Origin of the sequence: Bacillus sp. ISL-55, assembly GCF_018613155.1 — a bacterium.
GTDB lineage: Bacteria > Bacillota > Bacilli > Bacillales > Cytobacillaceae > Mesobacillus.
This window is the reverse complement of record NZ_JAGGQU010000011.1, coordinates 80,117-101,331: the sequence shown is the minus strand read 5'-3', so window position 1 is coordinate 101,331 and position 21,215 is coordinate 80,117. Positions and strand designations below refer to the sequence as shown.

Below are 21,215 nucleotides of genomic sequence, written 5' to 3'. Positions count from 1 at the left end.
AGACTAGTACGATAGTAACAAAGTTATATATCAAATGTCGGTGAGGAGACAACATGCAGATTAAAGTGGAAAAGAAGAGCACACAGGTTTTTGAAGAAGACGCCGTCCTGACAGCCATTGAAAGGTCTTTGGCGATGATTGAGTTCGACCCGGATGGAAAAGTGCTTTGGGCGAATGAAAATTTTGCGAAGACAATGGGCTATCGAGTAGATGAAATGCCGGGACTTTTGCATAAGCAGTTTTGTACTGCAGAATTTGCCGGAAGCAGAGCCTACACAGAATTATGGAGAAACCTGCGCAACGGCAAAAGCTTTCAGGAAAAAATCCAGCGAGTCACGAAAAGAGGGCAACTGCTTTGGCTGGAGGCTACATATACACCGGTTTACGATTCTGCAGGAAGAGTTGCGGGTGTGGTAAAAGTGGCCACGGACATAACACAGCGCGAGTTGAATACGACCAGACTGGCCGAGCAGCTTCAGCAGATGTCTGAAAATCTGAGTGAGCGCGCAGAAATGGGCATTGCGAGAAGTGAAGAGGCATCGACTGCGGCCATTAGGCTGGCAGAGGAATCAAGAGAAAACCTCGAGATCCTGGAAACACTAAAATCACAGGCCAAATCAATCGGCAGCATCGTCCAGACCATCCGCGAAATTGCCGCACAAACCAACCTGCTTGCCCTGAACGCAGCCATCGAAGCGGCAAGAGCCGGAGAACATGGAAGAGGTTTTAATGTCGTTGCCGGAGAAGTGAGAAAGCTCGCCACACGTGTCCAGGATTCCATCCAGGAAGTCAATGAACACATCGCAGGCATAACAGGCGAAATCACAAAAATCAACGAAGCCACCCAGCGCTCGCAAAATGGGATCAATAACAACCAGAAACTCAATGAACAAGCAGTAAGCGCCTTCAAAGAAATCGGCAGCGCCGCCCACGAATTGGACCAGCAGGCAAAGACGTTCAAGGACATATTGTAAGAGATACGGACACCGCCATCATTTGATATGATGCCGGTGTTTTTAAGTTTGGTTGTAAGGGAAATTCATAAAGGTTGTCTATGCGTCCCAAGCTGATGTGATATACAAAAGGTACTATTTGTTCCTGCTATGAGCCCGAAAGAAGTCTTAATTCCACAAAAGGTCCCATAGGAAAATTCTATAAGCCCAAATAGGGTGGCTAGCCGAGAAATGGTCACATAGAACTTTCCTATAAGCACAAATGAAGTAAACCACCGACAAAAGGTCAAAATACAAAGAATCTTTATGCAGCTGCCAAGGAAAATGGTTAAAGCAGAGCCGCTGCGCTTCCCAAAATAACATTTAGAAACCTCAGGACCGAAAATTTATCCTTCTTAGCAACTTTCCTCCTTAAATACACGTCTAATACTAAAAGGGACAGCATTATTTGTTGTAACGCTTATTTTATGGTATATTTTAAGAACTTCAAACCCCTACTTTCTCCAACCAATTTCTTCATTATACTATTATTAAAAAGGCATTGATTGTTGCTATTCAAAGTAACCTTCTTTCTGCAGTATCAGGGCTTTTAAAAGGTTTTAAGCCTAAAAGTGTGTGATTATTACTTTTAATATGGAAATGGATGTTAAATTCCCGTGGGAATTAAAATTATATTTGTACAAAGAATCAGGAGTTGAACTATGGAAACGAAATTGAAAAAGGATCTTAAGATCTTCGCTTTAGGCGGTCTTGGTGAGATCGGAAAAAATACGTATGTAATCGAATACAAAAATGAAATGGTGTTAGTGGATTGCGGAATCAAGTTTCCCGATAATGAATTGTTCGGGATTGATTATGTGCTTGCGGATTACACTTATTTGAAGCAAAACCAGGACAAGCTGGTCGGGATTTTCGTGACGCATGGCCATGAGGACCACATCGGCGGGTTGCCATTTTTGCTGCAGGATGTAAAAGCGCCAATTTATGGCGGTGATTTCGCTGTTGAACTTATTAAGTCCAAGTTGCTGGAGCACAAAATCAAGGGCGTTAAATTCCACCAGATCAACAATGATACAGTCGTCGAATTCCAGAATATCAAGGTGCGTTTTTTCAGGACTACTCACAGTATCGCGGATTCATTCGGTGTTGTCGTTACGACTCCGGAAGGGAACATTGTCCACACTGGTGACTTCAAATTTGACCTGACGCCGGTTGGCGCGGGCACTGATTTCCAGAAAATTGCTGAAATCAGCAGTGAGGGAGTGCTGTGCCTTTTATCAGACAGTACGAACAGTGAAGTGCCAGGTTTCTCGGTATCAGAAAAGCGTGTCGGCGAAGCAATCGAAGATATTTTCCAGACTGTGGACGGCCGCGTTATTTTCGCGACGTTTGCATCGAACATTGACAGGATCCAGCAAGTGGTGAAATCGTCACTAAAGTATAACCGGAAAATGGCCATCGTTGGCCGCAGCATGGAAAAGACGTTTGAGATTGGCCGCAGATTGGGTTATATTTCTGCACCTGATGAAGCGTTCGTGAGTGTCAATGAAATTGGGAAGGTTCCGAGCAATGAGATGACGATTATCTGTACGGGAAGCCAGGGTGAACCGATGGCGGTCCTTGCGAGAATCGCGAATGGAACGCACAGACAAATTTCTGTCATTCCTGGAGATACGATTGTATTTTCTTCATCGCCGATCCCGGGCAACACGATCAGCGTAAACCGTGTGATTGATAAGCTGCATCGTATTGGTGCAGAAATCATCCATCATAAAATCAGCGAAGTCCATACTTCCGGTCATGGAAAGCAGGAAGAACAGAAGCTGATGATCAAACTGCTTAATCCGAAATTCTTTATTCCAATTCACGGTGAGTACCGCATGCTTAACCAGCACGTAAAACTCGCGGAACAATGCGGAATCCCGACTGAAAACTGCTTCATTTTAGACAATGGAGATGTACTGGAACTATCTGCTGAAGGCGGACAGGTTGCTGGTAAAGTACCAGCGCAGCCAGTATATGTTGACGGCAGCGGCATCGGCGATATTGGACATATCGTGTTAAAAGACAGAAGAGTCCTGTCCCAGGATGGACTTGTAATCGTCACTATGATGATCAATCGCGAGAAAAAGCAGCTTGTCAACAAGCCGACAGTCGTGACAAGAGGATTCGTTTACGTCAGGGAATCTGGAGACTTGATGAAAAATGTTGAAGAATTGATCAAGGATAAAATTGTAACAGAGCTGGCGGGCGGCACGAAGGACTGGTCTAGCATCAAAAAGGCTGTCATCGACGTCGTCAATCCGTTCTTGTATAGCCAGACGGGCAGAAGGCCAATGATCTTGCCGATTATTATGGAAGTCTAATGCGAAACGCTCCTTTATGGGGCGTTTTTTTGTGCATCATATGATTTTAAAATACGAGGAATTGTACGAAGTGGTACCGAGTTCAGACAAAGCAGCAGCACTTTCACAAGATTTTTTTCGAAGTGATGCCATGTTCAGACAAAAGAGCAGCACTTTTCACTAGATATTGTACGAAGTGATACCGTGTTCGGACAAAAGAGCGTCACCTTCACCGGATTTTGTCTGAAGTGATACCATGTTCAGACAAAACAGCAGCACTTTCCTGAGATTTTGTCTGAAGTGATACCATGTTCAGACAAAAGAGCGTCATCTTCACTAGATTCTGTCTGAAGTGAAGCTAGGTTCGGACAAAAAGGGTAGTCTTTCTCAAGATTTTGTCTAAAGTGATGCCATGTTCAGACAAAACAGTCAGGACCTTCCTGAGATTTTGTCTGAAGTGATGCCATGTTCGGACAAAACAGCAGGACTTTCCTGAGATTTCGTCCGAAGTGATGCCATGTTCAGACAAAACAGCAACACTTTCATGAGATTTTGTCCGAAGTGATACCATGTTCAGACAAAACAGCAGCACTTTCCTGAGATTTTGTCCGAAGTGATGCCGGGTTCGTACATAATGAGGCATATCAAGTCCTCAAATCCACAAAGAACCCCACTGACTGATCAGTGGGGTTCTCAATTACTATTCTTGTTGTTCCTCTTTTTCATAAAATCGAAGCAAATCTCCATATATAATCTGGTCGGAGTAGCTTAGCTCGTTCTTGGCTTGCTCGATGTATGGTTCACAGCTCGCACCGTCTGTCGGCTCCTCTGTGGCCTTATCGTAGCAGACACCTTTTGTGTAGACTACATCTTCGGTAATGAAGCTGCCGTCTCTTAGGGTAACAAAGTTATCCTGCTTCTCGGAGAACAGGTCTGTTCCAAACTGGATGTCCTGCTTCGTATCAATTCCAGCAAGGTTCAATAGTGTCGGGCGAAGGTCGATCTGGCCAGAAACGGTTGAGATCGTCTTTCCTTCATGACCCGGAATGTGGATGATCATTGGCACACGCTGCAGTTGTGTTGAAACAAATGGCGTGATTTCTTTTCCGAGGTACTGGGACATAGCCTTGTTATGGTTCTCGGAAATACCGTAGTGATCACCGTAGATTACGATGATTGAATCCTCGTAAAGTCCTTCAGCTTTCAAGTCCTCGATGAAGAGCTTCAACGCTTCGTCTGTATAACGGACGGTTGGGAAGTAGCGATTCAAGGTTCCGCTATTTGAATCAAACTCATCGATGAATTTGTCTTCTTCATCCAGTTCAAAAGGGAAGTGATTTGTCAGCGTAATAAACTTAGCAAAGAACGGTTTAGGCATTGCTTTTAAATGTTCAACTGACTGGTCAAAGAACTCGATGTCCTTCATGCCCCAGCCAACAGAGTTTTCTTCGTTCACTTCGTAATCCGGCAATGAGTAGAAACGGTCATAGCCGAAGTTGTTGTACATTACGTCACGATTCCAGAAGCTCTTATTGTTCGCATGAAGCTTCGCTGTGTAATAAGAATTTTCCTTCAGCCTTTCAGCAAGTGACATGTACTGATTTCCTGAGTGGGTGAAGAATACTGCTCCGCGTCCAAGCGGATATAAAGAGTTTTCCAGTAAGAATTCGGAATCAGACGTCTTACCCTGTGCCGTCTGATGGTAAAAGTTATCAAAGTAATAGCTGTCTTTAATGAACTCATTCAAGAATGGCGTGATTTCCTGGCCATTCACTTTCTGTCCGATGACAAACTGCTGTGTGGATTCCATTGAAACGACAATAATGTTCTTTCCCTTAGCTGCTCCAAACATTTCTTTAGAAGGAGCTGCATATTGAGCTCGTGTATAGTTCTCGATTTCAGTCAGCTGGTTGCCATCTGCTAAAGCTCTTTGTGCAGTTGTCTTGGTTTGCAGGTACGCATCGTAAATATGGTGATTGTACGTGCCGATATTCTTAACAAGGATTTCCCTGTCAAATGTACGAGTCAGCAATTCAGGACGCTCGGATTCTGAAAGACCAAGGTTGAAGAATGCCAGGCCGATTGCACTGAAGTAGAAGGCAGCAGCATAAACGCTTTTGTACTTTTTAAAAGAAACTTTAGGCGTCTTTATCAGAGCTAAAGCCAGTATCAAAAGGGCATCTGCAAAATAAATGATGTCAGTCCAGCCGATCAATTCGCCGACACTGCTCTTTAAATCCCCCATATTGCTTGTCTGAGTCAACAGCGGAATCGTAATGAAATCGCTGAATTCCTTATAGTAAACAACATTTGCGTAAAGAATAAAGGATGTAATGAAGCTAGTCGCTACGACAAATATTTTCTGCTTCCTGCCTGCCATGAAGATCCCAAGGCCCAGGACGATCATAAGGAAGCTTAAAGGATTAATGAACAGGATAAACTCCTGCATTTTATTTTCAATATCTATATCAAATTTAAATTTATAAACGGTGTAGGTTTTAAGCCATAATAGGACAATGGCAATCATTACGAAACTTATGGACATGTTCTTTTTTGTCCCCATGCAATCCCTCCTAGGAATCTATTGAAGTTTACATTTTACCACAAATGAAAGTAGTTTTGTAGCGGTGCCGCTAATCGCGTAATTTTCCGATATTTATTAGTACGTATTTAACCACGGAAAAGTTTCTGGTAATTACTTCTATTTCTTTTGGTTAAGAAAAAACTTTTATACTTAGATTAGTGTCTAGCTTCAGCGCCTAGCCCCTCGAGTCGCTTGTCTAGTGGCGCCTCCTAGAAACTCCGAAANNATACTTTTCGATTTCGGTCCGACCGATGAAGTCAAAGAACGACTTCACCGGTCGGCCCTCCAGCGCTTGTCGGGGCTGACCAAGGCGCTTACGCTTTTATTTTTACCTTGGGAAACTTTTTTGCAACCCTGTCAATAAAATGGACAAGGGTAAAAAGGTTGCTATAGACTCACTCACTCCTTGATTGTTAAAATGTTCTAGCAGTTGAATGGAGGCCAAACCATGAATGAACAACGTTATTCCAATTTGAAATTAGGCGAACGCGGAGCGATGATCAGTATCCTCGCTTATATAATTCTTTCTGCCTTAAAACTTTCTGTAGGTTTTATCAGTGATTCCGAAGCACTAAAGGCTGACGGCTTGAACAATACAACCGATATTTTTGCCTCGATTTCCGTCCTCATTGGATTGAGGCTGTCACAAAAACCTGCGGATGAAGACCATCTTTATGGACACTGGAAATCGGAAATGGTCGCATCAATGGTAGCCTCTTTCATCATCATCCTCGTCGGTTTCCAGGTTTTAACCAGCGCCTTCACATCATTTTTTGAAGGAACTGCCGAGGCACCAGATCTTATTGCTGCCTGGACAGGATTATTTTCTGCCTTGATAATGTATTTCGTGTATCGTTATAACCGGAACCTCGCACGCAAAATAAAAAGCCATTCGGTCATGGCCGCGGCTAAAGATAACCTGTCCGATTCGTGGGTGAGTATTGGTACCGCCATTGGCATCATCGGCTCCCAATTCGGTTTGCCGTGGCTCGACCCAGTAACGGCATTCATCGTTGGCGCACTCATTTTAAAAACAGGCTGGGACATCTTCCGGGAAGCATCCCACCAGCTGACAGACGGCTTTGATGTAGACCTAATTAAAGAATATAACGAAACGATCTGTAATATTCCCGGTGTAAAGGGAATTAAAGATTTGAAGGCACGAAGCTATGGTAACAATATTGTCGTTGATTGCGTTATCACAGTAAAACCTACCCTCGACATCAGTACTGCTCATGATATCTCGACGAGGGTCGAAGATAAGCTTATGGAAGAATACAATATATATGATGTCCATGTACATGTAGAGCCGGACTGATCAAGGAATGAACGACTATAGACTTGTTCATGCTATACTTAACGGAACTATTAGATTTCGAAAGGTAAAGGTAAACATAGATGAAATTTGTAAAATCACAGATGAAACAGTTGATTAAGGATAACCCAGAACTGCAAACGCGCTTATCCAGTTTGATAAAAGAATATGATCTGGAGAAAAGCTTTGCCCTTAAGGCTTTGTATCATTCTGAAGTAGCTGAAGGCGGAAAGTATCAGCACGCATACCAAGCACTTGACTTGCCCAAGGGGTAAGTCATTTTTATTTATATGTTATAGAATGGATAAAAGCTGTTTTTTACTTCGGAAGGACTGATATTGATTGGAATTTACTAAATTTGAACCTAAGTCTTTTATATATAATTACGCTTTTCCGGGTGAAGAAAAAGAGTTGTGCGAACTGGAAATGCGCTCGTTTTTTGGTTTCGATACAGAGTTAACTACACTGGAGAGTTCAGTGAAAATAGAACCAAGCAGGAGTCCTTTTATCAGGGGACGTATGGATGTCATCCTTGAAGGTGAGCAATTTGAGGATCTAATTCAGCAAGTGAAGAAAATTGACTTGAATGGCTCTACTTTTAAAGTCATGCATGTAAAAGTGGCAGGTCCTGAAAAGGTGGATTTTGAGGAGAGGCGCCGAATCGAGAGGGCAGTGGGTCTGCAAATTCCCGGAGAGCCGGATTTTGGAAATCCAGATGTGCTGTTAGGGATCATGAATGTAAACGAGCGTTGGGTATTTGGTGAATACCACAGCAGTGAAGCGGTCTGGCTGAACCATCAGCAGAAGCCGCATAGCTACTCAACTTCCTTGAGCACCCGTGTCGCAAGAGCCGTTGCCAATATTGCCGTTCCTGATCCAGCTGGAGTAAAAGCGATTGACCCATGCTGCGGAATTGGAACGGTAGTGGTGGAAGCATTGTCAATGGGGATCGACATCGTTGCCAGTGATATCAATCCGCTCATACTGCCTGGAACGAGGGAGAACATCGCGCATTTTGGCTATGAAACGGAAGTGACGTTTAAGGACATCCGCAAGGTCACTGGGAGCTATGATGTGGCGATAATCGATATGCCGTACAATCTGTGCTCGGTCATCACAGCCGAAGAGCAGCTCGAGATGCTGCAAAGCACATACAAATTCGCTGATAAAGTCGTCATCGTTACCATTGAACCCATTGACTCTATCATCGGAAATGCCGGCTTTAAAATTGCTGATCGCTGTGTCGTGAGAAAAGGGAACTTCGAACGCGAGATCATTGTATGTAAAAAATAGGATAAATTTAAGGACGATTATGCATGTCATAATCGTCCTTTCTTGTGTAGATATAAAGCTTCAGTGCTTACGTTTTTTTGTTCTATTTAATCGCCTTGCTGACTCTAAGCTTCTTTCCTTTGATCGTTGCATTCTCCATTGCCTGAATGACAAGCGAGCCTTTGCCGTTCAGGATATCTACATAGGACATTGTATCGTGGATCGTGATGATGCCGATATCGTCTGCCGTTACTCCCGGAATCTTTGCGATGGTTCCAACAAAGTCGACGGCGCGGAGCTTCTTCTTTTTGCCGCCGCTAAAATGAAGCTTCATAATATCCTGGTTGATTCGGGCTGTCTTGTTGTTTTTAACCACACGGCGCCCGCTGATTTTTTCATCGAAAGCAGCCTGGTTTCTTGCAACGTCCTGCTTGCTCGGAGCTTCTGTGACAGGAATGTCAAAGCCAATGTATCGTTCGATAGCCTTGACGAATTTTCCTTCATAAGGTGTAGCAAAGGTAATCGCTGTTCCTTTGTTGCCAGCACGCCCCGTTCGGCCTGTCCGGTGCACATACCCCTCTTTTTCCATAGGAACGTCATAGTTTAAGACAAGCGAAACATTATCGACGTCAATGCCGCGCGCAGCAACATCGGTAGCCACTAGATAACGGAAATTCCCCATCTTGAAGCCATTCATTACGGCGAAGCGGTCTTCCTGCTCTAAGCCGCCATGAAGTCTTTCGCAGGAATAATTGGCATCCTCAAGCTCCGCAAACACTGTATCAACATTTTCCTTCGTCCTGCAAAAAATGATGCAGCTGTCAGGATTTTCAACAACCGTAATATCTTTAAGAAGGGAGATTTTATCCTCTTCTTTCACTTCAATCAACATATGGTCAATCGTATTTGTCGTAATGCCGGTAGAAGCAATCTCAATATTAACTGGTTCCTTCATATATTTATGGCAGAGATTTTCAACATCCTTAGGTAAGGTCGCAGAAAAAACCATCGTTACTCTGTCTTGAGGAAGTTCTTCGATGATCCATTCAACAGCTTCAATGAACCCCATGTTCAGCATTTCATCTGCTTCATCGATGATCAGGTATTTTACTTTATCTAAAACGAGTGTTTCTCTCTCAATATGATCGATCACACGGCCAGGGGTTCCAACGACGACATGAGTTTTTTGCTTCAATTCTTCCTTTTGTTTTGAAAAAGGTTCCTTCCCGTAAACAGCCATCGCCTTGATTCGTTTAAACCGCCCGATATTTGTGATATCTTCACGAACTTGAGCAGCAAGCTCCCTGGTTGGAGTGAGAATCAACGCTTGTGGACTTTTTTCCTCCCATTCGACCATATCGCAAATGGGAATTCCGAATGAAGCCGTCTTTCCGCTTCCTGTCTGGGATTTAACAACAAGATCTTGTTTTTCCATTGCTAACGGAATGACTTCTTCCTGGACCTCTGTTGGCGATTCATATTTCAACACTGTGAGGGCGCGTTTAATTTCGTCGCTTAAGTTGTAATCGTCAAAACTTCTTCTACTCATATAAAAACCTCTTTTTATTTTATTATCCCACTTATTTATATATAGGATTCTCGCAACGAACCATCATATGCATAAACTGAATAGTATTCATTATACTTCAAACGCCTGATTAATCGACTTTTATTTAATAAAGGAAAGCCTGTGAACTCTCAGGCAGCTGATGAAACTGTGCTGAAGAAAATAAAGTTGAGGCTGTGTGTAAAAGCTGATTCCTAATAAAAGTTTCACAAATTATCAATAAATCCACCGATACCCAAAGGGGTTATTGATATATAATAATGATAAGAAAGAAAGCGATTTCATTTCATGAAAGGGTGTTGGACATGAACTATCAAGAAGTCAAATCACAATTAGAAGCATTGCAGATGCAACTGGTAAATAAAATGCAGAATCCAAACCTGTCTATAGATGAAAAAACCGAACTTCAGAGAGCCATTGCAAACTACGATTATATTATCGAGCTGACTTGCATGAACCATTTTGAGCGCGGCACTAGCATACATTAAAACAAACACAGCCTGGAGGTTCAATTTCCTCCAGGCTGTTTTTATAAGACTCCGCCCAATGGCTTTTGGCTGAAATAATCCAATGCATAATTGACCTGATGGATTTCATAGACCTTTCTTTCAATGCAAAACTGAATCACGAGGTCAGATGTTTCGCTGTCTGACAAAGAGTAGCCGGCAGAGCTTAACAGCTTGTCGGTTTCTTTTTTGTTCAATTCAAGCGCAAGCGCGAGTGCAATGACCGTATTCTTGCTTGGCCTGTACTCAGGGTTGGAGCGTATTTTGGAAAAATGCCTCCGGTCAATTCCGGCTTTTTTATAAATATCAGCGTCGGAAGCGGTACCCTTTTTATCGATAAAATCAAACAGCACTTTCTGCAATGTCGGCTTCCGTTTCTGCGCTATGAACGTTTCGATTTCTAAAGGAGAAATACTCTCCAGGACAAGATCCTCAATTTGTGCGGACTTTTCATAAAGGATGATCGTCAGATTCTGATCGATATACTCCTGTAACTCTGCCAATATCTTTTTATCCAGCATGTGGCCAGCCTCCTTAAAATGTCGCTTAACAGGCGACCAATATATGGATGAATCTAGATATGATTATATCAGATTCAGCTTAGGAGGATGATAGTGATGAATAACAATTTAACGGAAATCATTTTTTTGCTCGACCGGAGCGGTTCAATGGCAGGACTTGAAAGCGACACGGTGGGCGGTTTCAATGCTTTCGTGAAAAAACAGTCCGAACTGGCAGGCGAAACGATCCTGACAACGGTGGTTTTTGATGATGAATATGAAGTGCTCTGGAACGGCATTGATGCAAGGGAGGCAAAGCTGACAGAAGATGAGTACTATGTCCGCGGGACGACTGCGCTTTTGGATGCCGTGGGAAAGACCATCCTAGATGTTGGCTACCGTCTGGCAAAAACAAACGAAGACCGCAGGCCAGGCAAGGTGATCTTCGTCATCACGACGGATGGCATGGAGAATGCGAGCAGTGAATTCACATATGGAAAAGTGAAGGAATTGATTCAGCACCAGCAGGAAAGGTACAACTGGGAATTCATCTTCATGGGGGCTAATATCGACGTCGTCAGGGAAGCCGGCAGCCTCGGAATCAATGTTGAGAACTCCTTTAAATTCGAAGCCTCAGAAAAAGGCATTGAAAACATGTATGAGATGGTTTCAGAATCCATTATGGAAAAAAGAATGAAGGGAGTATATGATGATGAAAATCTTTAAAAAATGGTGGTTCTGGTTGATTGCAGTTATTATAGTCTTTGCTTTAGCAGGTGGCGGTGGAGAAGAGGAAACAGCGACAAAGGTAGATGAAGCTGCGGATACCTCCTCAGCATCAGCAGAAAATGAGGAAAAAGCTGAAGAAACATCTGCTTCGGCAAAAGAAGAAGAAAAGGCGCCACCAGTTATGGAAGAATTCGCAGTTGGAGAGAAAGTTCAATTAGACGGCAATGTCCTGACTGTCACAAAAGTTGACAAGTCAGCTGGAAGTGACTTTGACAAGCCAAAGGACGGACATGAGTATGTCGTCGTAACAGTCGAGATTGAAAATGCAGGCGATGAAAATATCTCGTATAATCCTTTTGATTTCAAGATGGCGAACAGCCAGGGACAAATCGTCGACCAGGCTTTCACGACTATTGATACAAATACCGCACTTCAATCTGGAGAACTGGCACCAGGTGGAAAAGTATCGGGCACAATTGCCTTTGAACAACCAGCTGGTGATTCAGGCCTGCAGCTACAATATACCCCCAGCTTCTGGTCCGATAAGACAATCAAGGTGAATTTGCAATGATAGCAGGGGGCGGCTTGACCGTTCCCTGATTTGACGTTTTCCTGACATATTAAACTTAGTTGTGCAATGAAAACTCCTTGATGCAGTCTTTATTTTCTAAAAAAAATATTTTTTTGAAAAACTCCTTCTGACATTTTGCTGACATATTCAAAGAGTAAATTATGAGTATAAGGTTCATGTCCATCTTGAACCTGGAAAATAAAAAGAGTTTGCAGGAGGATGTCAGATATGAAAAAGAAATCAGTCATTGGATTCACGATTGCAGGAGCGCTATTGATTGGAGGGTATGCAACTACTTCTCTGGCGAATGACGACAGTACGACAGGCACAGCAGCCACAGTTAAAAGTTTTTTCGGTAAAGGGTTTGGTCATAAGGGATATTACGGAGGCAATTCAGAGGCACTGATCGAAAAGGCAAAAGAACTCGGAATCAGTACATCAGGAAAAGACGCTCAAACCTTGATGGGTGAAATTCGCGAAGCCACACTTAAAAATCAAGCAAAAGAACTTGGAATCAAGACAGATGGCAAGGATGCCGCAACGCTGGCTGAGGAAGTTCAACTGGCACACCTTAAGGAAAGAGCGAAGGATTTGGGCATCTCAACCGATGGGAAGGATGCAGCAGCACTTCATGATGCGATCCGTTTAGAGAACCTTAAGGATAAGGCGAAAGAACTCGGCGTCTCGACAGATAACAAGGATGCACAGACTCTAATGGAGGAAATACGTACAGCGAACTTGAATAAAAAAGCCAAGGAGCTCGGTGTCTCCACTGAGGGTAAGGATCTGCAGACACTGCAGCAGGAAGTTCATACTGCTTATATGAACCAAGAGGCCAAGAAATATGGAATTACAGTAGAGGGCAAGGATATCCGTGAAATCATGCAGGAGGTCCAGACCGCTAAAGTAAAGGCAGATGCAAAAGAGCTGAACATCACGATTGACGGGAAAACAATCGGTGAAATCGCGCAGGAAGTACAGGAAAAGAAAGTCGTGAACCTGGCGAAGGAACTTGGAATATCCACTGCAGATAAAGATACTCGCGAACTAATGGCCGAGATCCGGGACAAAGACGCTGACAAGCTTGACGAGCTGTTTGAAGATGGATTCGGACGCCATGGAATGGGCTTTGGCCATGGCGGAGGTTTTGGAAAGGGCAACGGCTTTGGAAATGGTGAAGGCTTTGGAAAAGGCAGTGGTTTTGGACATGGCAGTGGCAAAGGTGGAATGGGACAAGGTTTCGGCAGGGAAGGCGGCCGTGGCGGCATGCACCAGAATGGTGGAGGAAACAGGTTTTAACTTAAAAATATCGTCATAATCCCCCGGTATCTAGCGGGGGATTTTTCTTGTAAAATAAGGAGTAGAAAATGAATCGGAATGACGGGCTCCAGAGTGAAAGCTTTCTAGTAGGATGGGAGACGCGATGATGAAGACCATTTTAATCGTAGAAGATGAACAAACGATCTCAAGAGTGCTGGCAGTTTACCTGAAACATGAAGGCTATGAGGTTGTGCAGGCTTTCGATGGTCGCCAAGGGCTGAAATTATTTACTGAGTACAGGCCGAATCTTGTTCTGCTGGATGTGATGCTTCCGGAAATGGACGGCTGGGAAGTTCTAAAAGAGATCCGTCAAATCAGCCCGTGTCCGGTCATCATGCTGACTGCCCTTGGGGACATTGATTATCGTTTGAAAGGGCTGAACCAAGGAGCGGACGATTATATTTCCAAGCCTTTTATTGGCGAAGAAGTGGTTGCCAGGGTAAATGCCGTACTTCGCCGTTCTTCCCAAGTTCTCGAAACGGAAAACATGAAACAGTTCGGCAGTCTGAAAATCAATATGGATTCCCATGCTGTCACGGTCGGTGGCGAGAAAGTCGTCTTAACTCCCAAAGACCTGAGTTTGCTGATTTATTTAGCGGAAAGGCCAAATCGGACATTTACCCGAGAAGACTTGATTGAAAGTGTATGGGGAATGGATTATGACGGAAGTGACCGTGCAGTGGACTTATCGATAAAAAGAATCCGCCAATCCCTGGCGAAGTGGCCAGCGTCACAGGGAGAGATCACGACATTAAGAGGATTGGGGTATCAGTTCAGTGTTTACGATAAATAAAAAGCACGTGACATTGTTGAGATATTGGACAACCAGATATCTTCTAACCCTGGTTGTCGGGCTTCTGTTACTCGGTGCGGGATCGGTGTGGTGGATCAAGGAAACGACGCTGGAAAACCGACTGAAGTTAATGGAGTATATGGCGGTTGAAACGGCCGACCGGGTCGCGCAGGCCGATGATTTCGGTGGTTTTGACAAGAGGATGGGAGACCCGACTAGATTTTTCGAAATGGAAAGTCAACCACTGCTTTTCATTACTGATATGGAAGGGAACGTCCTGAATACAGGACCAATGCACGGCGGGGGAGGCCCTCGGCGCCTTTCAAGAAACATTTCGGCGGAGATCATTACAAGTGATGACAGTATTCAAAGGATTACAGAAAATGGAACAGACATATACGCTGTTAAGGCGCCAATCACCATCGATGGTATTCAAGCCGGCTGGGTAGTTGTGATGCAGAATGCTGGTGAATTGACTAACATCGACCAGGAATACCGTTTGTTATTCATTTTACTGCTGGGGCTTGGCTTGCTTGGCTGGGTCGTTATTTATCTTCTCACCAAAAGAATCCTTAAACCAATCCAGAATGTAGCGCGGGCAGCTGCCCAGGTGCGTGAAGGTGACTATGACATCAAGCTGGATTCGAGTCAAAAGGAACTTGAAATATACGAACTCGTTACTTCTTTTAAAGAAATGACCAGCCGTTTGACTCAGCTGGAACAAATGCGTGCCGAGCTGCTGGCTGGAGTGACACATGATTTGAAAACGCCTGTGACCTCGATCAGCGGCCTCGTTCAGGCTATTCGGGACGGAATCGTAACAGGCGAGGAGCGCCAGGAATTCCTGGACATCACCTTAAAAGAGATTCAGAGATTGCAAACCATGATTTCTGACCTGCTGGAATTCAATTCACTTGCTGCTGGTGCCTTCACGATCCGTACAGAGAATTGTGATATGAACAAACTCGTTGAGGATATCGGGAGACAGTGGCAGGTTACGCAAAATGAACCCATTGATTTAAAGGTCATCACACCTGACGACACGATACATGCCATGACTGATCCATTACGATTGCAGCAAATCCTTATAAACCTATTGAATAACTCCTATCAGGCGATCGGCCATGGCGGTACGCTATCCCTCATTCTTTCAGAGGACAGAATTGATGTGAAGGATACAGGCTCAGGGATTCCAGAAGAAGAGCAGGCACTGGTGTTTGAACGTTTCTTCCGGGGTGAGAAGAAAAAACTCAAGGTAAGAGGCCTTGGACTTGGACTGCCTTTCAGCAAAATGCTTGCCCGGTCCCTGGGGGCAAGGCTGATTTTAAAAGAAAGTAATCCTAATGGAACGACATTTTCTCTTGTGTGGGAGAAAAATGAAGAATCAAATTGATATTGTATTGAATGCCTTCCCTGTGTAGGAGGCCACTGAAAATCTGCTGATTTTTTTGATTTTCTTGAAACCTAAACAAAAAAAGCCGAGTCCCTTAAAAAATCAGGGACTCGGCTTTTTTAGTAGTTTGGTTAATGTTACAGATTTACAGCACTAGGTTGATTGGAACGGAAGGTGCGAGACTCCTGCGGGATCAGCGGGACAGGTGAGACCCCGCAGGCGCTTTAGCGCTGAGGAGGCTCACCGCACGCCCCGCGGAAAGCGAAGCATCCTGGAGTGGAAATCAACCGGCCAATTTAACAAAACTATCCTTGTTAAGACTTTTTCAGTGGTCTCCTGAGTAGGGAAGGTTTTTTTATAGATAAAAACTCTGAAATAACCCCGGAAACCTTTGAACAGCCAGCTTACATGCATGGTTTAACTACTGCAAGACAGAGTTGCTATAAGCAGAAGGATTCACATACGGGGATTGAATAGATTGCCTTGGGATTCATTTCGTCGATGGATTGTAGGTTAGGAGTCCCGTTGGGTTATCAAAGAAAAGAACCGAAATAAATCAATTAATTATCAGATTACAGTAGCAAATGGGCGCATAGGTCAATATCTTAATGTGTATAGGAAGATACTCCCTAAAAAAAGGAAGTGAACGGTAAATTGTAGGAGGGGTAGGAAAAATGATTTTATAGAAGAGGGTAAAAAGATGCGTAAACGAAGAAACCGTTTGATGTTTATGATAAGTGACATGGTCATTATTTCCCTTTCCGTAGTGATGAGCTTTTATATATTAATGGAAGGGAACACGACTCATTTAGATGGGTTTAGTATGTTTCAAAGCTTGATGATCGTTCTTCCGGTGTGCCTGCTAGCCTTTGTTTTGTATAAGGTTTATCACAGGCTGTGGAAGTATGCCAGCATTATCGAAGCGATGCTTGTTTTTAAGGCTGTTTCTCTTGCGGTAATTATCTCTTTTTTAGTCCAGTTCCTCCTTGAAAGTCTTCAGGTAGTACGCCATATCTCTCCTGCAATTTACTTGCTCTTCTGGTTATTTATCTTGACTGGTATTTTTACATCCAGGTTTATTTTCAGATATAGACAGGAGTCGAGATACCCCATTAGCCAGGAAAGGGAAAGGGCACTGATTGTTGGAGCCGGTGATGCGGGGATGCTCGTTGCAAAAGAGCTTAAAAACTATCGGAAAACGTTGCTGCCGGTAGCAATGATTGATGACAATTCCTCGAAGCAGAGTATGAGGATTTTTGGTATTCCGATTGTGGGTGGCAGGGAAGAGATCCCTCTAGCTGCTGAGCGATACCAAGTGCATACGATCGTCATCGCGATGCCTTCTGCTTCCAAGAGGGAAATAGCAGAGGTCGTGAACATCTGCAAAAAGACAAAATGCAATGTGAAAATCCTGCCTCGTGTCAGCGATATTATTGACGGAAAAGTATCCGTTAACAGGATCAGGGATGTAGAGGTAGAGGATCTGCTGGGCAGGGATCCCAGTATTCTAGATCTGCAAGGAATTTCTGAATACCTTGAATCGAAGACGGTACTGGTCACAGGTGCAGGCGGCTCGATCGGGTCGGAGTTATGCCGCCAGCTTACTAGGTTCAAAGTGAAGGAATTAATTATGCTAGGACACGGAGAAAATAGCATTTACCAAATTAAGAGTGAACTGGTGAAGAAGAATCCCGATCTCGTTCTAACTGGGCTGATTGGCGATATCCAGGATAGAAAAAGAGTGAACAGCATCTTCAGAAAATATAAACCACAAATTGTCTTCCATGCGGCCGCGCATAAACATGTTCCAATTATGGAAGATAATCCGCTTGAAGCGATCAAGAATAATGTTCTAGGTACAAGGAATTTAGCGGAAGCAGCAGACGCCGCCGGAACTGAACGGTTTGTACAGATTTCAACAGACAAAGCGGTAAGGCCGACGAGTATCATGGGAGCTACGAAAAGAACGGCTGAAATGGTCATTCAGGCAATGGATGAAAAAAGCCATACAAATTTTTGTATTGTGCGATTTGGGAATGTATTAGGAAGCCGTGGCAGCGTGGTGCCATTATTCAAAAAACAAATCCGGGAAGGTGGTCCTGTCACGCTGACACATCCGGACATGGTCAGGTATTTCATGACCATCCCTGAAGCAGTCCAGCTCGTCATCCAGGCCGGTGCCTTTGTGAAGGGAGGAGAGCTTTTCCTCCTCGATATGGGAGAGCCAGTTAAAATTAAGCATTTGGCCGAAACATTGATCTCCCTGTCCGGACTCGAGCCGGGAATCGATATTGAGTTGAAGTACACCGGAATCCGCCCAGGGGAAAAATTATATGAAGAATTACTGACAGCTGAAGAAGAGATACAGGATACAGAGCACCATTTAATATTCAGGGCAAAAAATGTCTCGGTCTGCGATCCTGATTTTTTTAGCAAATTGAAGAAGCTCGAAGATCTGGCAGAACAGGAAATAGAGGATTCAAATCTTCTGTTGCCAGTTCTTAAATCGATTGTTCCAACCTATCAACCAAACAAATAACACCCGCACCCTATTCCACAGTAAATTTCCTGCCATTACACCACTTACAACCAGAGAAAGGAGGCTTGTTGTGAAAGTTCCCTTTTATACCCCATATATTGGCCAGGAAGAAATAGATGAGGTCTCCTCGGCAATTCAGTCAAATTGGCTGACAAAGGGCCAGAGGACAAAGGATTTCGAGGGCAAGTTTGCTCGTTACGTAGGCAGCAAATATGCTCTCGGCCTGAACTCCTGTACAGCAGGGCTGCACCTTGCCCAAAAGGTACTTGGCATTGGCGAAGGAGACCAGGTCATCACCACGCCTTATACTTTTGCGGCAACAGTGAATACGATTCTCCATTGTGGAGCAGAGCCCGTATTGGTAGACATTGATCCCCTGACGATGAACATTGATCCCGAGGAAATTGAAAAAGCGATAACTCCGAAAACAAAAGCAATCATACCGGTCCATTTTGCGGGGTATCCTTGTAAAATGGATAGAATCATGGACATTGCGAGGCGCCATAATGTGAAGGTGATCGAGGATGCTGCCCATGCGGTCTATACAAAATATCATGATCGTTTAGTCGGAAGCATAGGCGATATAACCTGTTTCAGCTTTTATGCGACGAAGAATTTATGCACAGGTGAGGGCGGTATGATTACCTCAGATGATGAGGAGCTAATGAATGAACTCCAAGTCCTTAGCCTTCATGGAATGAGCAAAAATGCCTGGAATCGCTATTCTGATAAAGGAACGTGGTTTTACGAGATTGAAAGTCCGGGATACAAATACAATATGACAGATATTCAGGCATCTCTCGGTATTGTCCAGCTTGGTAAATTAGAAGAAATGCAGACTTTGAGGAAAAAGGTAGCTGATCAATACCAGACTTTTTTTTCAAAGGTCGAGCAGCTTCAGGTGCCGCATGATGATCCGAAGCATCGGCACGCTTGGCATCTGTATCCTATCCGATTGAAGGGAGACACCCTCAAAATAGGCCGGGATGAATTCATAGAGAAGCTAAAGGAAGCGGGAATTGGCACCAGTGTGCATTTTATCCCGATTCCAATCCATCCGTTTTATAAGAAATTAGGTTACAAGATTACCGACTATCACCACACATTGAAGGCATACGAAGGAGTCATCTCGCTTCCGCTATTTCCAGGGATGACTGAGAAGCAGACGGAGTATGTAATTCAACAGGTTTTACATCTGGTGGATCAGTATAAAAAGTGAGAAGGTGAAGCAGCCTGCAGAAAAGGATTCTTGACCTCGCTGTATCTATTGTTGCCCTGGCTCTGCTATTCCCCATTTTTATTCTGGCTGCGGCAGGGATAAAATTAACAAGCCCCGGTCCTATACTTTACAAAGCCAAAAGAATAGGGCTGGGAGGAAAACCATTTATTATGTATAAATTCAGGACGATGCATGTCCTACAGGCAGAAAAAAGGCTGGTTACCAGCGTGAATGATCCCAGAATCTTCTTCTTCGGTTCTTTGCTTCGTAAAGCGAAGGTGGATGAATTGCCGCAGCTGTTGAATGTTTTGAAGGGAGACATGTCGATCGTTGGCCCCCGTCCAGAGGATCCTGTCATTGTGGAAAAGAATTATACAGCATGGCAGTTACGGACCCTTGAGGTTTTGCCGGGATTAACGAGCCCGGGAAGCCTTTATTACTACACATCTGGAGAGTCTTTATTGACAGGGGATCATACCGATGAAAAATACATTGAAGCCGTCATGCCTATGAAACTTGCAATTGATCTTTATTACACGGAAAATACCTCTCTTATGTACGACTTGCAAATCATGCTTCGAACAGCTTATGTGATTGTCGCGAAGCTGGCGGGTCGGAACGATTTCAAAGAGATTTGGGAATGTTCAAAAATAAGATTCGAAAAGAAGTAGCCCCTCGATTAGGGGCTATTTTTATGATTATAAAATGTATATGTCTCTGCCAAACCTTGTTCCAGAGTATATTGGGGAGTCCAATTCAATTTTTGTGTTGCCAGTGTATTGTCCAGCTGGCTGTGGAGTATGTCCCCTGGCCGGGATGCTTCATATGAAACAGCCAATCTCGTATTTGATACCTTCTCTAAGTGCCTGATCAGTGTGTTAAGAGAGGTTTTTGAATTGGTCCCAATATTAAAGGTAGCTTTGCCTCCGGCTTCCAATGCAGCGAGATTGGCAGCGGCGATATCTTTTACATAGATAAAATCTCGGGTTTGCTCGCCATCACCGTAGATGGAAAGTGGCTTGTGCTGTTTGAGGCGATCCATAAAGATCGAAATGACACCGCCTTCCCCGCGAGGGTCCTGTTTAGGGCCGAATACATTGGCGTACCGGAGAATACTATAGTCAATCCCATAAAGAATGGAATACAACCGGATATAATGCTCCGCGGTTAATTTTGAAAGTCCGTAAAACGATTCTGGCTTCAACGGATGTTTTTCGTCTACTCCAAGGTATTGAGGGTTCCCATATACAGCTGCCGAAGACGCAAAGATGATTTTCTCTGTCTTGTATTGTTCACATAATTTCAGAAGCGAAAGGGTGCCGGAAATATTAATGTCAGCATCAGTGCGCGGATCCACCAGCGATTTTGGGACACTGACCTGGGCTGCCTGGTGGATGACCACATTGGGACGCACCAGCTTGAAAACGACTGTCAAATCGCCGCTATCCAGCAGGTCTACCGGGAAAAAGGCAGTGCGGGATGGCACATACTCTCTTTTTCCAGTGGATAGATTATCAACGATGAACACCTCATGGCCAGCTTTAAGCAATTCCTCCGCTATGGTGGAGCCGATGAAACCGGCACCACCTGTTACCAGTACTTTCATACC

The 21,215-nt window shown here is 44.0% G+C and carries 18 protein-coding genes and 1 pseudogene; 15 read left to right on the top strand and 4 right to left on the bottom strand.

The genetic code is table 11. From position 1 onward, the window contains the following. Positions 1 to 53: 53 nt before the first annotated feature. From J7E32_RS23300 to rnjA, 3 genes and pseudogenes are all read left to right on the top strand, one after another. Positions 54 to 437: pseudogene (locus tag J7E32_RS23300) on the top strand (PAS domain-containing protein); the annotation flags it as partial. Positions 438 to 482: 45 nt separating this feature from the next. Beyond that, the gene (locus tag J7E32_RS23295) at positions 483 to 974 is read left to right on the top strand and encodes a methyl-accepting chemotaxis protein (protein ID WP_483297599.1); all 492 of its coding nucleotides are present in this window, start codon (positions 483 to 485) and stop codon (positions 972 to 974) included. A gap of 680 nt (positions 975 to 1,654) precedes the next feature. Continuing rightward, on the top strand, positions 1,655 to 3,319 hold the full coding sequence (gene rnjA, locus J7E32_RS06610; protein ID WP_214905380.1) for a ribonuclease J1: 1,665 nt from the start codon (positions 1,655 to 1,657) through the stop codon (positions 3,317 to 3,319). A 679-nt stretch (positions 3,320 to 3,998) separates the two neighbouring features. Here rnjA and J7E32_RS06605 read toward each other — a convergent pair. Further along, positions 3,999 to 5,861, bottom strand: a complete 1,863-nt coding sequence (locus tag J7E32_RS06605) for an LTA synthase family protein (RefSeq protein WP_214905378.1) — start codon at positions 5,859 to 5,861, stop codon at positions 3,999 to 4,001. 469 nt (positions 5,862 to 6,330) lie between these two features. Here J7E32_RS06605 and J7E32_RS06600 point away from each other — a divergent pair, with 469 nt between their 5' ends. The 3 genes from J7E32_RS06600 (at position 6,331) to J7E32_RS06590 (ending at position 8,490) form a co-directional block, all read left to right on the top strand. Then, complete coding sequence (locus tag J7E32_RS06600) at positions 6,331 to 7,200, top strand: cation diffusion facilitator family transporter (protein WP_214905376.1); 870 nt, start codon at positions 6,331 to 6,333, stop codon at positions 7,198 to 7,200. A gap of 80 nt (positions 7,201 to 7,280) precedes the next feature. Continuing rightward, complete coding sequence (locus J7E32_RS06595) at positions 7,281 to 7,472, top strand: hypothetical protein (RefSeq protein ID WP_214905373.1); 192 nt, start codon at positions 7,281 to 7,283, stop codon at positions 7,470 to 7,472. A 151-nt stretch (positions 7,473 to 7,623) separates the two neighbouring features. Next, on the top strand, positions 7,624 to 8,490 hold the full coding sequence (locus J7E32_RS06590; RefSeq protein WP_214905371.1) for a TRM11 family SAM-dependent methyltransferase: 867 nt from the start codon (positions 7,624 to 7,626) through the stop codon (positions 8,488 to 8,490). A gap of 82 nt (positions 8,491 to 8,572) precedes the next feature. Here the strand turns inward: J7E32_RS06590 and J7E32_RS06585 are convergent, their stop codons facing one another. Then, positions 8,573 to 10,018, bottom strand: a complete 1,446-nt coding sequence (locus tag J7E32_RS06585) for a DEAD/DEAH box helicase (RefSeq protein WP_214905368.1) — start codon at positions 10,016 to 10,018, stop codon at positions 8,573 to 8,575. 323 nt (positions 10,019 to 10,341) lie between these two features. Between J7E32_RS06585 and J7E32_RS06580 the strand changes: the two genes are divergently transcribed. Continuing rightward, positions 10,342 to 10,524, top strand: a complete 183-nt coding sequence (locus J7E32_RS06580; protein ID WP_286182820.1) for a DUF3896 family protein — start codon at positions 10,342 to 10,344, stop codon at positions 10,522 to 10,524. Between the two features lie 41 nt (positions 10,525 to 10,565). On the opposite strand, the gene J7E32_RS06575 is transcribed toward J7E32_RS06580, so the two are convergent. After that, positions 10,566 to 11,063 (bottom strand): hypothetical protein, encoded by a 498-nt coding sequence (locus tag J7E32_RS06575; RefSeq protein ID WP_214905364.1) that lies wholly within the window; start codon positions 11,061 to 11,063, stop codon positions 10,566 to 10,568. Positions 11,064 to 11,159: 96 nt separating this feature from the next. Here J7E32_RS06575 and J7E32_RS06570 point away from each other — a divergent pair, with 96 nt between their 5' ends. From J7E32_RS06570 to J7E32_RS06535, 8 genes are all read left to right on the top strand, one after another. After that, positions 11,160 to 11,768 carry a vWA domain-containing protein gene (locus tag J7E32_RS06570; RefSeq protein WP_214905362.1) on the top strand — a complete coding sequence of 203 codons (609 nt, stop codon included), beginning with the start codon at positions 11,160 to 11,162 and terminating at the stop codon, positions 11,766 to 11,768. Further along, positions 11,749 to 12,342 carry a DUF4352 domain-containing protein gene (locus tag J7E32_RS06565; RefSeq protein WP_286182802.1) on the top strand — a complete coding sequence of 198 codons (594 nt, stop codon included), beginning with the start codon at positions 11,749 to 11,751 and terminating at the stop codon, positions 12,340 to 12,342. The genes J7E32_RS06570 and J7E32_RS06565 overlap by 20 nt, the downstream gene beginning before the upstream one ends. A gap of 228 nt (positions 12,343 to 12,570) precedes the next feature. Then, positions 12,571 to 13,641: an SPFH domain-containing protein gene (locus J7E32_RS06560; RefSeq protein WP_214905360.1), complete on the top strand. Its 1,071-nt coding sequence runs from the start codon at positions 12,571 to 12,573 to the stop codon at positions 13,639 to 13,641. A gap of 127 nt (positions 13,642 to 13,768) precedes the next feature. Continuing rightward, positions 13,769 to 14,455, top strand: a complete 687-nt coding sequence (locus J7E32_RS06555; protein ID WP_214905445.1) for a response regulator transcription factor — start codon at positions 13,769 to 13,771, stop codon at positions 14,453 to 14,455. Next, the gene (locus J7E32_RS06550) at positions 14,439 to 15,848 is read left to right on the top strand and encodes a HAMP domain-containing sensor histidine kinase (protein ID WP_214905358.1); all 1,410 of its coding nucleotides are present in this window, start codon (positions 14,439 to 14,441) and stop codon (positions 15,846 to 15,848) included. The genes J7E32_RS06555 and J7E32_RS06550 overlap by 17 nt, the downstream gene beginning before the upstream one ends. Positions 15,849 to 16,548: 700 nt before the next feature. After that, on the top strand, positions 16,549 to 18,387 hold the full coding sequence (locus tag J7E32_RS06545) for a polysaccharide biosynthesis protein (RefSeq protein ID WP_214905355.1): 1,839 nt from the start codon (positions 16,549 to 16,551) through the stop codon (positions 18,385 to 18,387). Positions 18,388 to 18,457: 70 nt separating this feature from the next. Continuing rightward, positions 18,458 to 19,606 (top strand): DegT/DnrJ/EryC1/StrS family aminotransferase, encoded by a 1,149-nt coding sequence (locus J7E32_RS06540; protein ID WP_214905352.1) that lies wholly within the window; start codon positions 18,458 to 18,460, stop codon positions 19,604 to 19,606. 14 nt (positions 19,607 to 19,620) lie between these two features. After that, on the top strand, positions 19,621 to 20,277 hold the full coding sequence (locus J7E32_RS06535) for a sugar transferase (protein ID WP_214905442.1): 657 nt from the start codon (positions 19,621 to 19,623) through the stop codon (positions 20,275 to 20,277). A gap of 8 nt (positions 20,278 to 20,285) precedes the next feature. Here the strand turns inward: J7E32_RS06535 and J7E32_RS06530 are convergent, their stop codons facing one another. Continuing rightward, the gene (locus J7E32_RS06530) at positions 20,286 to 21,212 is read right to left on the bottom strand and encodes an NAD-dependent epimerase/dehydratase family protein (protein ID WP_214905349.1); all 927 of its coding nucleotides are present in this window, start codon (positions 21,210 to 21,212) and stop codon (positions 20,286 to 20,288) included. Positions 21,213 to 21,215 lie beyond the last annotated feature (3 nt).

Coding starts and splice junctions, on each gene's coding strand:
- J7E32_RS06585 (WP_214905368.1), bottom strand. CDS start 10,018: ATGAGTAGAAGAAGTTTTGACGATTACAACTTAAGCGACGAAATTAAA.
- J7E32_RS06555 (WP_214905445.1), top strand. CDS start 13,769: ATGAAGACCATTTTAATCGTAGAAGATGAACAAACGATCTCAAGAGTG.
- J7E32_RS06595 (WP_214905373.1), top strand. CDS start 7,281: ATGAAATTTGTAAAATCACAGATGAAACAGTTGATTAAGGATAACCCA.
- J7E32_RS06570 (WP_214905362.1), top strand. CDS start 11,160: ATGAATAACAATTTAACGGAAATCATTTTTTTGCTCGACCGGAGCGGT.
- J7E32_RS06605 (WP_214905378.1), bottom strand. CDS start 5,861: ATGGGGACAAAAAAGAACATGTCCATAAGTTTCGTAATGATTGCCATT.
- J7E32_RS06560 (WP_214905360.1), top strand. CDS start 12,571: ATGAAAAAGAAATCAGTCATTGGATTCACGATTGCAGGAGCGCTATTG.
- J7E32_RS06575 (WP_214905364.1), bottom strand. CDS start 11,063: ATGCTGGATAAAAAGATATTGGCAGAGTTACAGGAGTATATCGATCAG.
- J7E32_RS06580 (WP_286182820.1), top strand. CDS start 10,342: ATGAACTATCAAGAAGTCAAATCACAATTAGAAGCATTGCAGATGCAA.
- J7E32_RS06530 (WP_214905349.1), bottom strand. CDS start 21,212: ATGAAAGTACTGGTAACAGGTGGTGCCGGTTTCATCGGCTCCACCATA.
- J7E32_RS06565 (WP_286182802.1), top strand. CDS start 11,749: ATGATGATGAAAATCTTTAAAAAATGGTGGTTCTGGTTGATTGCAGTT.
- J7E32_RS23295 (WP_483297599.1), top strand. CDS start 483: ATGTCTGAAAATCTGAGTGAGCGCGCAGAAATGGGCATTGCGAGAAGT.
- J7E32_RS06600 (WP_214905376.1), top strand. CDS start 6,331: ATGAATGAACAACGTTATTCCAATTTGAAATTAGGCGAACGCGGAGCG.
- J7E32_RS06545 (WP_214905355.1), top strand. CDS start 16,549: ATGCGTAAACGAAGAAACCGTTTGATGTTTATGATAAGTGACATGGTC.
- rnjA (WP_214905380.1), top strand. CDS start 1,655: ATGGAAACGAAATTGAAAAAGGATCTTAAGATCTTCGCTTTAGGCGGT.
- J7E32_RS06590 (WP_214905371.1), top strand. CDS start 7,624: ATGCGCTCGTTTTTTGGTTTCGATACAGAGTTAACTACACTGGAGAGT.